The sequence below is a fragment of the Achromobacter colocynthidis genome (assembly GCF_057334535.1).
Genome location: NZ_JBHFIZ010000037.1, coordinates 243,245 through 256,429 on the forward strand (window position 1 = coordinate 243,245; position 13,185 = coordinate 256,429).

Genomic DNA, 13,185 nt, shown 5'->3' on the forward strand with positions numbered 1-13,185 from the left:
TGATGTGCATCCACCAGCGTGCCGCCCATGCCACCCAAGCCTCTTCGACCTGATCGCACCCGCTCAAGCCGAGTTTCAGCCCTCCGAGTTTCAAGCCCCCGCCTCGCCCCCCTGCTGTCGGCCGTCCTGATCGCGCTGACCCTGGCCGCCGCCGCCCTGGCTGCCACCGGCCTGCTTACCCGCGCGCGCCCCGCCGACGTGGCCATCGTGTTGGGCAACACCGTGCTGCCCAGCGGCGAAGCCTCGCCCCGCCTGGCCGCGCGGCTTGACCGCGCCTACGACTGCTACGCGGCGCGGCAATGCCGCATTCTTTTTGTCAGCGGCGGCATCGACCCGGCCGGCGCCGATGAAGCCGCCGTGATGCGCAACTACTTGCAGGCGCGCGGCGTGCCCGCCGACCGCATCGTGATGGACAGCGCGGGCAATAATTCCTGGGCCACCGCACGCCACGCCAGCGCCTATATGCGCGAACACGGCTACACCAGCGCGTTGGCCGTCACGCAATACTTCCACCTGCCGCGCACCATGCTGGCCTTGCGCCGCCATGGCGTGGCGGACGTCAGTGGCGGGTATCCCCGGTTTTTTGAATGGCGCGATCTCTATTCCGTTTTTCGCGAACTACCCGCTGTAGCCTGGTACGGGTGGCGGTCGCTATAGTGACGTCCGTCATTCCGTATTGGTGACGTCCGTCATTCCTTATTCGCCGCCCGCCGCCCGCCGCCCCAAATTGCCCGCCCCTTCAAGGACCCACGCCGTGCTGATTTTCCACAACCCCGTCCATGACAAACACGCAGGCCGCCAGGAAATGTTTCGCGGCAAGCTCGTGCCCTGCCACGAAACGCCGGCGCGACTGGAATATGTGCTGGACGCGCTGCGCCAGCGCGGCATCGGCGAACTGCGCGCGCCCTCGGCACCCGACATGGACCTGATCAAGCGCGTACACACGCCGCGCTACGTGGACTTCCTGGCCAGCGCCTGGCAGGACTGGGTGGCGCTGGACCCGGCCAACGCAGACCTGGACATCCTGCCGTCCGTCTGGCCGGTGCGCGGCTTTCGCCATGACATCGAACCCACCAACTTCGCCGCGCGCGTCGGGTTGTTCTCGTTTGACAGCGGCTGCCCGCTAACGGCCGGCACCTGGGAAGCGGCCACTGCCGGCGCCGCCTGCGCCATCGACGCCGCACGCGCCGTGATGGCGCCGGGCGGCCCGCGCGCCGCCATGGCCTTGACGCGCCCGCCCGGCCCCCATGCGGGCGCCGCCTTCTTCGGCGGCTATTGTTTCTTGAACAACGCGGCGCTGGCCGCGCAAGCGCTGCGCGATGCGGGCGCCGCGCGCGTGGCGATTCTTGACGTGGACTACCACCACGGCAACGGCACGCAGAGCATTTTCTATGAACGTGGCGACGTGCTGACGGTGTCCGTACACGGCGATCCCACCACGGAATATCCCTTCTTTCTTGGCTATGCCGACGAGGAAGGCGAAGGGGCGGGCTTCGGCGCCAACCTGAACCTGCCGCTTGCGGCCGGCACCGACTTCGCCACCTGGACGCAAGCCTTGCAGCAAGGGCTGTCAGCCATCCAGGCATTCAAGGCCGACGCGGTGGTGGTGGCGCTGGGCGTGGACACCTACGAAGGCGATCCCATCTCAAAGTTCAAGCTGAAAAGCGCGGACTACCTTGAAGTGGGCCGCATGCTGGCCAGCCTGGACCTGCCCACCGTGCTCACGATGGAAGGCGGCTACGCCGTGGCGGATGTGGGGATCAATGTGGCGAATGTGCTGGAAGGCGCCCTCTATTAATCCCGAGTTTCCAGCACCTTGTTGATGCGCAGCGCCACCAAGGTGCACGCGGCGCCCGACAGCAGATAGATGCTGACGGCCACCAGCCCGAACCGGGCCGACAGCCCCAACGCCACCACCGGCGCGAACGCCGCGCCGATCAGCCAGGCCATGTCGGACGTCAACGCGGCGCCGGTATAACGGAAGCGGCGCGTGAAGTTCGCGGTCACGGTGCCGGACGCCTGCCCATACGACAGGCCCAGCAACACAAAGCCCACCAGAATGAAGGTGTCCTGCGCGACCGGACCGCCGCCCAGCAGCCACGGCGTGAACAGCGCAAAGATGGCGATCGCCACCGCCAGCATGCCCAAGGTGGTGCGCCGGCCGATGCGGTCCGCCAGCCAGCCCGAGGCCACCGTACCCAGAATGCCCAGGATGGCGCCGAAGATCTGCACGATCAGCACGTCCGTAATCTGCTGCGTGGCGCTGATGGCAATCCAGGACAGCGGAAACACGGTGACCAGGTGGAACAGCGCGTAGCTGGCCAAGGCGGCGAACGCGCCAATGAACAGGTTGTAGCCTTGTGAGCGCACCATCTCGGCAATGCTGATGGGTTCAAGCTCGCCCTCTTCAAGCAGTTGCGTGTATTCCTCGGTGACCACCAGGCGCAGCCGCGCGAACAGCGCCACCACGTTGATGGCGAACGCCACGAAGAACGGATAGCGCCAACCCCATTCGATGAAGTCCGCCTGGGTCAGCGTCACGTGCAAATACAGGAACAGCGCGCTGGCCACCAGGAAGCCCACCGGTGCGCCCAACTGCCCCATCATCGAATACCAGCCGCGCCGATGCGGCGGCGCATTCAGTGCCAGCAACGACGGCAGGCCATCCCATGACCCGCCGAACGCCAGCCCTTGCAAGCAACGAAATACCGCCAGCAATGTAATCGCGTGCGCGCCGATGGTTTCGTAGCTGGGCAAAAACGCCATGCCTACGGTGGCGGTACCCAACACGAACAAGGCCACCGTCAGTTTTGTGGCGCGGCCCCAACGCCGCTGTATCGCCATCGACAGCGCGGTGCCGATGGGTCGCATGATGAACGCGAACGAGAAGATGACAAACGCCCAAAGCGTGCCTTCCAGCGGCGCTTCAAAGGGGAAGAAGACTTTGGGAAAGACCAGCACGCAGGCGATGCCGAATACGAAGAAGTCAAAGTATTCAGAGGCGCGCCCCACGACCACGCCGACGGCGATTTCACCTGGAGCCACCTTGGCATGGCTCGCCCCGCCGGACGTTGCCCCCGGGCCGGGAACGGAAGGGGCATGACCGGGATACCGCGTGGAGGTCGACATGGATTTGCTCACTGTTGGAAGTTCGAAAGGACGTTCGAAACCGCCTTGTCTACGATCTTGCAACCTGCTTCGCGCGCGACGACGCCACCGCGCGCCAAGCCGCATCCACACAGGGATAGCGCCCTGCCGCGCGCACAATGCCGTGCACACTTTTGTTCTTTTACCCTAGATTTTTCGCGGCTTCCAGCGTAGTGTTGCGTTTACTTCCCACGGTTACGTTTCGGGGTATGGCCATGTCGTCCCTCCCAAGGCTCCGCGGATTGATCTTGATTGCCGCCCTGCCATTGCTCGCTGGATGCAATGCGGTGCTGCTCTCGCCGTCAGGCGACATAGCAGTGCAGCAACGCAATCTGATCATCATCTCAACCGGCTTGATGCTGCTGATCATCGTGCCGGTGATCTTCTTGACGTTCCTGTTTGCATGGCGCTATCGGGCCAGCAACAAGGACGCGCACTACGACCCGGAATGGAACCACTCCACGATGCTGGAGCTGCTGATCTGGGCCGCGCCACTCTTGATCATCATTGCGCTGGGCGCGCTGACCTGGGTCAGCACCCATCAGCTTGATCCCTACCGACCGCTGGCCCGCTTGTCCGAAGGCCGCGAGGTGCCCGCGGGCACCAAGCCGCGGGTGGTAGAAGTGGTGGCGCTGGACTGGAAATGGCTGTTCCTGTACCCCGAACAAGGCGTGGCCGCCGTCAACGAAATGGCCGCGCCGGTCGACCGCCCCATCCAGTTCAAGATCACCTCTTCATCGGTGATGAACTCTTTCTTCGTACCGGCCCTGGCCGGGCAGATCTACGCCATGCCCGGCATGCAGACCACCTTGCACGCCGTCATCAACCACCCCGGCGAATACGAAGGCCTGTCCGCCAACTTCAGCGGCCCGGGCTTCTCGGCCATGCGCTTCAAGTTCCACGGCGTGGACCAGCAAGGCTTTGACAAATGGGTGGCCGACGCCCGCGCCTCCAGCGCCACGCTCAGCCGCGATGCCTACCTGAAGCTTGAACAGCCCAGCGAACGCAACCCCGTGCAACGCTACGCCTCGGTGGCGCCGGGCCTGTTCGACGCCATCGTGAACCGCTGCGTGGAAGGCAACCGCATGTGCATGAAAGACGCCATGGCCATCGACTCGCAAGGGGGCATGGGCATACCCGGCGCGCTCAACATCACCACCCTGGACCCGGCCACGCGCGAGCGCCTGGGCCTGACCGGCACGCCGCCGCGCATGTATGTGGGTTCCATGTGCACGTCTACCGAAGGGCTGGTGTTGTAGCACCGCGCGTCTGCCGCGATCCGAATCGGATGACGCAGGGGTTTCATGAAATCGTGGTCTTTACGCTGGAATCAAGATGCCTGATCAACCAGACCTCACCAAGCTGATCTTCGGTCGATTGACCTGGGACGCCATCCCCCTACACGACCCCATCCTGCTTGCCACCTTTTTCATGGTGGCCATCGGCGGCATCGTGGTGCTGGGCTCCATCACTTACTACAAGAAATGGGGCTATCTGTGGCATGAATGGTTCACCAGCATCGACCACAAGAAAATCGGGATCATGTATGTGATTCTGGGCATTGTGATGCTGCTGCGCGGCTTCGCCGACGCCATCATGATGCGCATGCAGCAGGCCGTGGCCTTTGGCGATTCCACCGGCTACCTGCCCCCGCACCACTACGACCAGATCTTCACCGCGCATGGCGTGATCATGATCTTCTTTGTGGCCATGCCACTGGTCACGGGGCTGATGAACTACATCGTGCCGCTACAGATCGGCGCGCGCGACGTGGCTTTTCCTTTCCTGAACAACTTCAGTTTCTGGATGACGACAGGCGGCGTGATCCTGGTGATGATGTCGCTGTTCGTGGGCGAATTCGCGCGCACCGGCTGGCTGGCGTATCCACCATTGTCAGGCATATTGCACAGCCCCGACGTCGGGGTCGATTACTACATATGGGCCTTGCAGATTGCCGGGGTGGGAACCCTGCTATCCGGCGTCAACTTGCTGGTCACCATTGTGAAAATGCGCGCGCCCGGCATGAAGATGATGCGCATGCCCATCTTCACCTGGACGGCGCTGTGCACCAACGTGCTGATCGTGGCGGCCTTCCCGGTGTTGACCGCCGTGCTGGCGCTGCTGTCCATGGACCGCTATGTGGGCACCAACTTCTTCACGGCGGACTTCGGCGGCAACGCCATGATGTACGTGAACCTGATCTGGATCTGGGGCCACCCCGAGGTCTACATCCTGATCCTGCCCGCCTTCGGCATCTTCTCGGAAGTGGTTGCCACGTTCTGCCGCAAGCGCCTGTTCGGCTATGCGTCCATGGTGTACGCCACCGTGGTGATTACGGTGCTGTCATACCTGGTCTGGCTGCACCACTTCTTCACCATGGGGTCGGGGGCCAGCGTTAATTCGTTCTTCGGGATCACGACAATGATCATCTCGATCCCGACCGGCGCCAAGATCTTCAACTGGCTGTTCACCATGTACCGTGGCCGCATCCAGTTCGAAGTCCCCATGCTGTGGACGATGGGCTTCATGGTCACTTTCGTGATCGGCGGTATGACAGGCGTGCTACTGGCGGTACCGCCCGCCGACTTCGTCCTGCACAACAGCCTGTTCCTGGTGGCGCACTTTCACAACGTCATCATCGGCGGCGTGCTGTTCGGGCTGATGGCCGGCATCACCTACTGGTTCCCCAAGGCCTTCGGCTACAAGCTCGACCCGTTCTGGGGCAAGTGCTCGTTCTGGTTCTGGCTGGTGGGCTTCTACGTGGCCTTCATGCCGCTGTACGTGCTGGGCATGATGGGCGTGACCCGCCGCGTCAGCCACTTTGAAGACATGTCGTTGCAGATCTGGTTTCAGGTCGCGGCGTTTGGCGCGCTGCTGATCGCCTGCGGCATCGCCAGCTTCATCATCCAGTTGGTGGTCAGCTACCGCCGCCGCGACCAACTGCGCGACGACACCGGCGACCCCTGGGATGGCCGCACGCTGGAATGGTCCACGTCGTCGCCCCCGCCCAACTACAACTTTGCCTTCACTCCGCGCGTGCATGACCTGGACGCCTGGTGGCAGATGAAGCAGCACGGCTACGAGCGGCCGCAGCAGGGCTTCATTCCCATCCACATGCCGAAGAACACCTGGGCCGGCATCGTGCTGGCGGCCATCAGCGTGGTGATGGGCTTTGCGTTGATCTGGCACATGTGGCCGCTGGCCGTGCTGTCGTTCGTGGCGCTGATCCTGGTGTCCATCATTCATACCTTCAACTACAAGCGCGACTACTACGTGCCGACCGCCGAGGTCGTGCGCGAAGAAGACGCCCGCACGAGGTTGTTAGCGAAACATGTCTGATACCTTGGCCCCCACCCTGCAAGGCGGCGCCGCGCCGCCCTCCGAGCCCGTGTTCTACGTCCCGGGCGAACACCATCCCAAGAACGGCACGCTGCTGGGCTTCTGGGTCTACCTGATGAGCGACTGCCTCATCTTTGCCTGCCTGTTCGCCGTCTATGGCGTCCTGGGCCGCAGCTACGCGGCGGGCCCGTCCGGCGCCGACCTGTTCGACCTGCCCCTGGTGGCGGTGAACACATCGCTGCTGCTGCTGTCGTCCATCACCTACGGCTTCGCCATGCTGGAGATGCGGCGCAACCGCATCGGCGCCACGCAACTGTGGCTGGGCATCACCGGCATCCTGGGCCTGGGCTTCCTGTCGCTGGAAATCTATGAATTCGCGCACCTGATCCACCTGGGCGCGGGACCGCAGCGCAGCGCCTTCCTGTCGGCCTTCTTCACCCTGGTCGGCACGCACGGGCTGCACGTCACCTTCGGCATCGTCTGGCTGGTGACGATGATGATCCAGGTGCGCATGCATGGCCTGATCCCCGAGAACCGCCGCCGCCTGATGTGCCTGTCGCTGTTCTGGCACTTCCTGGACCTGATCTGGGTGGGCGTGTTCACCTTCGTGTATCTGATGGGAGTGCTGCCATGAGCTCGCACATGGATAACCTGGCTGACCGCGGCCACCATGGCCACGGCCATGACCACCATGACGACCATGACGATGACGGCGCCAGCCATGGCACCATGAAGAGCTACGTCACGGGGTTCATCCTGGCGGCCATCCTGACCGCGATCCCCTTCTGGCTGGTCATGGACCGCGTGTTCGAGAGTTCACGCACGACCGCGCTGATCATCCTGGCGTTCGCCATGGTGCAGATCGTGGTCCATCTGGTGTACTTCCTGCACATGGACACCAAGTCCGAAAGCGGCTGGAACATGTTGGCGTTAATATTCACGCTGGTGCTGGTCGTAATCACGCTCAGCGGATCAATCTGGATCATGTATCACTTGAACTCCAATATGATGCCCATGTCCATACACGACATGCGGAAAATGCCCTGATGGCAGCAGTAAAAGACTCCACACGCAGCGACTCCCCCCGTAAACCGCGCAGCAAAACCACCCTGGTCATCCTGGGGGTGGTTGCTGCCGTGCTCTTCGCGGGCTTGTGCGCCCTGGGTACCTGGCAGGTGCATCGCCTGGCCTGGAAGCAAGAGCTGATCTCGCAGGTGAAGCAGCGCGCGCATGCCCCCACCTCGCCGGCGCCGGGCAAGCCGGACTGGCGCGGCCTGAGCGCCGGCAACGCCGAATACCGCCACGTGACGGCAACGGGCACGTACCAGTACGACCGCCAGACGCTGGTGCAGGCGGCCACCGAACTGGGCAGCGGCTACTGGGTCATGACCCCCTTGCAACTGGCCGATGGCGGCGGCACGGTGCTGGTCAACCGGGGTTTCGTGCTGCCGCAATGGCGCAAGAATCAGGCGGCTTCCCCCCCGCCGCCCGCAGCCGAGGCCCGCGTCACCGGGCTGCTGCGCATGGGCGAGCCGGGCAGCGGCTTTCTGCGCAACAACGATCCGGCCGCCAACCTCTGGTATTCGCGTGACTTGCCGGGCATCGCCACGGCGCGCGGTCTGACGGACGTGGCGCCCTACTTCATTGATGCCGACGCCGCATCCAGCCCCAGCCGCGACCCGGCCCAAGCCCCCGTCGGCGGGCTGACCGTATTGACCTTCCCGAACAACCACCTGGTCTATGCCATTACCTGGTATGCCCTGGCGCTGATGATCATTGTTGGCGTGGTGATCTTCGTGCGCGAAGAAAAGCGCGGGCGCGGCAAGGCCTGACGCCAAGCCGGTAGAAAAAAGCCGCGCTGCCCTTCGTGGGTAGCGCGGCTTTTTTCATGGACGCCGCAGCGGTTCAGCGTTGCGATTCAAGGTTGCGATTCAGCGTTGCGGCCAGGCAATGCTGCCCGGCTCGGGGCAGACCCAGGACCCATGCAGCCGTGCGCGGATCTGCGCCAGGTTCTGCTCAACCAGCAATTGGCCATCGCGAAACACCGGCACCAGTGCACCGCCCGCCGCTTGCTCGGGCGTTTGCTGGTCGTGCAACACATATCCCGTGGCGGTTTCTTCCACCCGCAACAAGCCCTTGGCCGAACGCTTCACGCCGGAATCCGTCACCGGGTCCTTCACCAGTTCTTCCGGCTCGCCATTCACTTCGGCATACGTCGCCTTCAAGGCCCAGCCGAAACTGTCGCGCGTCAGGTACTGATAGGTGTAGGAACCGATGCCCAACACCACGTTGCCCGACGCAAAGCCCTTTCTTTCCAGCCGGACCAGAATGTCGCGGCCACGCGCCAAGGTGATGGAATCGCCGTAGATCAGGCCGACGTGCGGGTCCAGCAGCTTGTAGCCGCGTTCCGTCACCACCCCGCCGAAGAGGTCCCACAGGCACTGCACCGCGCCCTTGACCTCGGCTTCGCGCAGCGTTTGCGTGGCGTGGGCCTTGTCGTCCAGCAGCCAATACTGGCCGGTGGCGGCATCGCGCACCGCCTCTGCGCCGTCGCGTCGGGCAGCGGCCAAGGCGCCGCCATCGTCCACGCTGGGCACGTCGGTGCAGAAGTAGCCCGTCAGGATCTTCACGGGGTCGCCGGAATCCGGGCGGAACACCACCTTGGCGTTGCCGAAGGCATCAGGCCGGCGCGCCAGGATTTCCGGCTTGAGCGCAGCGGCAAAATCCGTCACCACCTGCCAGAAGTCCCAGGTGTCCGACACCACCGACACGATGCCAGCGGGGTACACCTGCGTGACCAGACGGCGGATGGTTTCGATCTCGCCTTCCTTGCTGCCCAGGCACATGACCGAGTGCTCGGTGGCCGGCACCGAGCCGCCAACCAGTTCGCGGTCGGAGTCGGCGCCGTAGATGTCTTCCAGATAATCGATGGCGGGAATCGTGTCGGTGCCGGTGAATGACAGCAAGTGGCCCGCGCCGCTCTTGCGGGCGTCGTACAGGCCCGACATGCCGCGCATGGAAAAGTCGTGGCCCTGCCAGTTCACGAAGTCCATCGGGCTGCCCGTCAGGCGGGCGAAATACGTCAACAGCTTGCGGTATTCAAAGGCGATGGTGGCCACCGTGGACGGCTTCCACGATTCGCAACTGAACAGGGTTTCGATGTACGTCACCAGCCACGCGAAGTCGGGGTGCGTGTTGATGAAGGTGACGGGCGGCACACGGATATCGATACGCGCGCCTTCCGGCACCGACCGAATTTCCAGCGGCAGATAGCCCAGCTCGTACAAGGCCTGCAAGTGGTCCACGGTGACCGCGCCCTTGCCCAAGGCGTTATCCACACGGCGCTGATACTGGCGCACGGCGGCGCCTGCCGGCTTGCCGAAGAACTCGCGATTGAACAGATCAATCAGGATTTCCTTGATGAAGCCTTGCAGGCCGAACCAGACGATCTTGTCGTCGAACAATTCGGGCAGCACCGGGGCCAGGCGGGCCGAACGCGGCGTGAAGTTGGCCAGGATCTTGTTCGTGCCCTTGGGATACTGGAACGGGTGGCCCGTCTTGTAGAAGTCCGCTTGCAGGAAGGGGTTGATGCCGTTCTTGACGGTGAGGGATTCGGGGGCATTCATGGCACGGGTTCCTTCTTGACGTTCAGTTTTCGACGTTTCGGTTTTCAGCATTTCAGTCTTCAACTTTTCATTTTTCATCATTCACGAGCACCGGCGCGTTCGCGCCTTCGGCGTCCGTCCAGTCATACGCCGTGAAGATGCCGGCGTAGCGGGCGTTCAGTTCGGCCAAGCCCTTGCTGAAGATGCCGTGCGTGACATACAGGTACAGCGGTTGCCGGGTCTTGTCGCCCAGGGCGGCGGCCAGTTCCAGGAAGGTGCGGCCGCCGTCGCAGATGTCGTCCACCACCAGCACGGGCTGATCCGGAATATCGTCAGGCACCCGCGTTTCAGTGATGCGGCCGGTCTGCGTGTCGCGCACCTTTTCGGCGTAACGGACGTCCGCCACGCCCAGCGTCTTGGCCAGGGCCTGCACGCGCTTGCGGGCGCCGGCGTCCGGGGCCATCAGTGTGACGCCCTGGGCGAAGGCGGGCGCGGCCAGCGCGTTCTTCAGGAATGCCGCGGCGTCCACCACGCGCAAGCGCTGCAACAGCGCAGGCGTCACGTCGCTGTGCGGTTCCACCACGGTCACGGTGGCGTATTGCTGATCATTGATCAGCTTGCAGAACACGGCGGCGCCCAAGGCTTCGCCGGGGTTGCAGACGCGATCCTGGCGCGCGTACGGCACGTAGGGCATGTCCAGGTGCACCGGCACCGCCGGGTTCAGGCGGCGCAATGCGTCCGTCAGCATCAGCAATTGCATGACGTCGTTGGCCGACTTCAGCAAGGCGTGGATACGGAACGCGCTGGCGGCATCGGCTTGGGCCCGCAAGTTGGCCGGCACCGTAACCTGGCTTTCGCCGCCGGTAAATACAACCGCGGCCGGCGTGCCGGTGAGGCGTTGTCCTTCTACTACCGCAGTGATGGTGAACATGATCAGCCCTTAGTGGCATTTCAAAACTAAGTGAGGCAAGTATAAATCTACTTATTGTTTATTTGCAACTAAGTAGTGGATGGCAGTCGCCCGGTGCTATCCGACGCTACGGTCGAACAGGGTGAAGTCCTTCAGGCGATACAGGCGCGCGGGCCGCTGCGCCCCGCCCATTTGTTCGCCGGTGGCTTCCAGCACGCCCCACGCTTCCATCTTGCGGCGGAAGTTCGACTTTTCCAGCCGCGTCTGCAAGATCGCTTCGTAGGTGTGCTGAAGCTCCGTCAGCGTGAAGCGTTCGGGCAGCAGGAAAAACGGCAAGGTGGAATAGCTGGATTTGCCGCGCAGGCGGGCGACCGCGGCCGCGACGATATCGGCATGATCAAACGCCAGCGGCGGCAGCGCGTCCACGCTCACGAAACGGAAGTCGGCTTGCGTGGCGGCTTCCAATTCCGCCGCCGGCACCAGCGCCACGTACGACACCGACAGCGACCATTGGCGCGGGTCGCGGTCTTTGCCGGAGAACACCTGCAACTGTTCCAGGTAGCGCGGTTCAAAGCCGGTCTTTTCCCGCAGGACGCGGCGGACGCTGGCTTCGGTGTCGCCGTCTTCGTCCACATGCACCACACCACCCGGCAAGGCCATGGCGTTCTTGAAGGGCGCGCGCGCGCGCCGGTGCAGGGCAATTTCCAGCACGCCCGCCCGCAAGGTGAGCAGGACGGCGTCAACGGTGACAAGAGGCAGTGGATAGTCCACGGGCAGGTTCCAGGTTTGAAGCTTCGGGGCAAGATGCCACTATGGCGCGTGGCCGTCAAATGGTGGAAGAATCGCGCAGCGTCAGCGGGAATTCAGCCGCCATGAATTAAGCGAAATAGCCGGAACATCCCGGGCAATAAACAGCAAATGACTCGGAAAGTAACGATATTGTTTTATACTCCCCGCCGGGAACACCGCTCGGCTCACTGCCGAACGTGCTGTTCCCTTTGTTTTTTCCACCCCAATCCCAAGGAGTTCCCCGGATGAAAAAGACGCTGCTCGCCGCCGCGATGCTGACCGCTTTTACAGGCATTGCGCAGGCAGAACCGTCAGTCACCCTCTATGGTGTCATCGACACCGGTATCGGCTACAACAAAATCAAGGGCGACGGCTACAGCGGTAGCAAGCTCGGCATGATCAACGGTATCCAGGCCGGCTCCCGCTGGGGCCTGCGCGGATCCGAAGATCTGGGCGACGGCCTGCGCGCCGTCTTCAAGCTGGAAAGCGGCTTTGACTCCGCCAACGGCCAACGCGGCCAATCGGGCCGCCTGTTCGGCCGCCAAGCCACCATCGGCCTGGCCAACGACGCCTGGGGCCAACTGGACTTCGGCCGCCAAGCCACGATCGGCTCGAACTACCTGGCCGACATCGACCCCTTCTACACCAGCTACACCCAGTCGAACCTGGGCCTGGGTTTCAGCGCGGCCAACACCATGCGCTGGGACAACATGGTCATGTACCGCACGCCGTCGGTGAATGGCTTTGAATTCGGCATCGGTTACTCGTTCAACGCGGACGACACGACCGCCGACCAGACGGGCTTCCGCACCGCTGACAACACGCGCGGCATCACCGCCGGCCTGCGCTACGTGCAAGGCCCGCTGAACGTGGCGCTGACGTACGACCAATTGAACGGCGCCAACCGCAGCGGCATCGACAACGACGCCACGCCGCGCCAATACGCGCTGGGCGTGTCCTACGACCTGGAAGTGGTGAAACTTGCCGCCGCCTACGGCCGCACCACCGACGGCTGGTTCGTTGGCCAGGACCTGCCGGCCGGTACGCCCTTCAGCGACGAATTCGGCACCAACCGCTTCGTGAACGGTTTCAAGGCCAACGCCTACATGCTGGGCGCGACCCTGCCGACCGGCGCGGCCGGCAGCCTGTTCGCCTCGTGGCAGCACGTGGCCCCGTCCAATGACAAGTTGACGGGCGGCGACGCCAACATGAACGTCTACAGCGTGGGCTACACCTACGACCTGTCCAAGCGCACCAACCTGTACGCCTACGGGTCGTACGGTACGGACTACGCGTTCATCGACGGCCTGAAGAGCACCGCCGCGGGCGTGGGCATCCGCCACCAGTTCTAAGCGGTTTGGCAAGCGGGGGCCCGTCGTGCAAGCCTGCACGGGG

At 63.6% G+C, this 13,185-nt stretch carries 12 protein-coding genes; 8 read left to right on the top strand and 4 right to left on the bottom strand.

Going from position 1 to position 13,185, the window contains the following annotated elements:
* Window positions 1-27: 27 nt before the first annotated feature.
* Both ACE04A_RS20905 and ACE04A_RS20910 read left to right on the top strand, forming a co-directional pair.
* Entirely contained in the window at window positions 28-657 is a 630-nt protein-coding gene (locus ACE04A_RS20905) for a YdcF family protein (RefSeq protein WP_448718054.1), read from the top strand.
* Between the two features lie 97 nt (window positions 658-754).
* Window positions 755-1,798 (top strand): histone deacetylase family protein, encoded by a 1,044-nt coding sequence (locus ACE04A_RS20910; RefSeq protein WP_485820473.1) that lies wholly within the window; start codon window positions 755-757, stop codon window positions 1,796-1,798.
* On the opposite strand, the gene ACE04A_RS20915 is transcribed toward ACE04A_RS20910, so the two are convergent.
* Window positions 1,795-3,129, bottom strand: a complete 1,335-nt coding sequence (locus ACE04A_RS20915) for an MFS transporter (RefSeq protein ID WP_259249851.1) — start codon at window positions 3,127-3,129, stop codon at window positions 1,795-1,797. The genes ACE04A_RS20910 and ACE04A_RS20915 overlap by 4 nt on opposite strands.
* A 233-nt stretch (window positions 3,130-3,362) precedes the next feature.
* Here ACE04A_RS20915 and cyoA point away from each other — a divergent pair, with 233 nt between their 5' ends.
* The 5 genes from cyoA to ACE04A_RS20940 all read left to right on the top strand — a co-directional run bounded on the left by cyoA (window position 3,363) and on the right by ACE04A_RS20940 (window position 8,318).
* The gene (gene cyoA / locus ACE04A_RS20920) at window positions 3,363-4,406 is read left to right on the top strand and encodes a ubiquinol oxidase subunit II (RefSeq protein WP_448718051.1); all 1,044 of its coding nucleotides are present in this window, start codon (window positions 3,363-3,365) and stop codon (window positions 4,404-4,406) included.
* 76 nt (window positions 4,407-4,482) lie between these two features.
* The gene (gene cyoB, locus ACE04A_RS20925) at window positions 4,483-6,486 is read left to right on the top strand and encodes a cytochrome o ubiquinol oxidase subunit I (protein ID WP_259249854.1); all 2,004 of its coding nucleotides are present in this window, start codon (window positions 4,483-4,485) and stop codon (window positions 6,484-6,486) included.
* Window positions 6,479-7,120: a cytochrome o ubiquinol oxidase subunit III gene (gene cyoC / locus ACE04A_RS20930; protein ID WP_259249856.1), complete on the top strand. Its 642-nt coding sequence runs from the start codon at window positions 6,479-6,481 to the stop codon at window positions 7,118-7,120. The genes cyoB and cyoC overlap by 8 nt, the downstream gene beginning before the upstream one ends.
* Window positions 7,117-7,533 (top strand): cytochrome o ubiquinol oxidase subunit IV, encoded by a 417-nt coding sequence (gene cyoD / locus ACE04A_RS20935; protein ID WP_279996588.1) that lies wholly within the window; start codon window positions 7,117-7,119, stop codon window positions 7,531-7,533. Before cyoC ends, cyoD begins: the two co-directional genes overlap by 4 nt.
* Window positions 7,533-8,318, top strand: a complete 786-nt coding sequence (locus ACE04A_RS20940) for an SURF1 family protein (RefSeq protein WP_438858631.1) — start codon at window positions 7,533-7,535, stop codon at window positions 8,316-8,318. The genes cyoD and ACE04A_RS20940 overlap by 1 nt, the downstream gene beginning before the upstream one ends.
* A gap of 99 nt (window positions 8,319-8,417) precedes the next feature.
* On the opposite strand, the gene ACE04A_RS20945 is transcribed toward ACE04A_RS20940, so the two are convergent.
* The 3 genes from ACE04A_RS20945 to ACE04A_RS20955 form a co-directional block, all read right to left on the bottom strand.
* Window positions 8,418-10,112 carry a nicotinate phosphoribosyltransferase gene (locus ACE04A_RS20945; RefSeq protein WP_448718047.1) on the bottom strand — a complete coding sequence of 565 codons (1,695 nt, stop codon included), beginning with the start codon at window positions 10,110-10,112 and terminating at the stop codon, window positions 8,418-8,420.
* A gap of 67 nt (window positions 10,113-10,179) precedes the next feature.
* Entirely contained in the window at window positions 10,180-11,022 is an 843-nt protein-coding gene (gene prs / locus ACE04A_RS20950; RefSeq protein WP_485820474.1) for a ribose-phosphate diphosphokinase, read from the bottom strand.
* A 96-nt stretch (window positions 11,023-11,118) separates the two neighbouring features.
* Window positions 11,119-11,772, bottom strand: a complete 654-nt coding sequence (locus ACE04A_RS20955; protein ID WP_485820475.1) for an NUDIX hydrolase — start codon at window positions 11,770-11,772, stop codon at window positions 11,119-11,121.
* A gap of 263 nt (window positions 11,773-12,035) precedes the next feature.
* Between ACE04A_RS20955 and ACE04A_RS20960 the strand changes: the two genes are divergently transcribed.
* Window positions 12,036-13,142 carry a porin gene (locus ACE04A_RS20960; protein ID WP_447991235.1) on the top strand — a complete coding sequence of 369 codons (1,107 nt, stop codon included), beginning with the start codon at window positions 12,036-12,038 and terminating at the stop codon, window positions 13,140-13,142.
* The last annotated feature ends 43 nt before the right edge of the window (window positions 13,143-13,185 follow it).

Excerpts from the sequence above, each read along its gene's own strand:
- ACE04A_RS20905 (WP_448718054.1), top strand. The coding sequence starts at position 28 with ATGCCACCCAAGCCTCTTCGACCTGATCGCACCCGCTCAAGCCGAGTT.
- ACE04A_RS20915 (WP_259249851.1), bottom strand. The coding sequence starts at position 3,129 with ATGTCGACCTCCACGCGGTATCCCGGTCATGCCCCTTCCGTTCCCGGC.
- cyoA (WP_448718051.1), top strand. The coding sequence starts at position 3,363 with ATGTCGTCCCTCCCAAGGCTCCGCGGATTGATCTTGATTGCCGCCCTG.
- cyoB (WP_259249854.1), top strand. The coding sequence starts at position 4,483 with ATGCCTGATCAACCAGACCTCACCAAGCTGATCTTCGGTCGATTGACC.
- cyoC (WP_259249856.1), top strand. The coding sequence starts at position 6,479 with ATGTCTGATACCTTGGCCCCCACCCTGCAAGGCGGCGCCGCGCCGCCC.
- cyoD (WP_279996588.1), top strand. The coding sequence starts at position 7,117 with ATGAGCTCGCACATGGATAACCTGGCTGACCGCGGCCACCATGGCCAC.
- ACE04A_RS20940 (WP_438858631.1), top strand. The coding sequence starts at position 7,533 with ATGGCAGCAGTAAAAGACTCCACACGCAGCGACTCCCCCCGTAAACCG.
- ACE04A_RS20945 (WP_448718047.1), bottom strand. The coding sequence starts at position 10,112 with ATGAATGCCCCCGAATCCCTCACCGTCAAGAACGGCATCAACCCCTTC.
- prs (WP_485820474.1), bottom strand. The coding sequence starts at position 11,022 with ATGTTCACCATCACTGCGGTAGTAGAAGGACAACGCCTCACCGGCACG.
- ACE04A_RS20960 (WP_447991235.1), top strand. The coding sequence starts at position 12,036 with ATGAAAAAGACGCTGCTCGCCGCCGCGATGCTGACCGCTTTTACAGGC.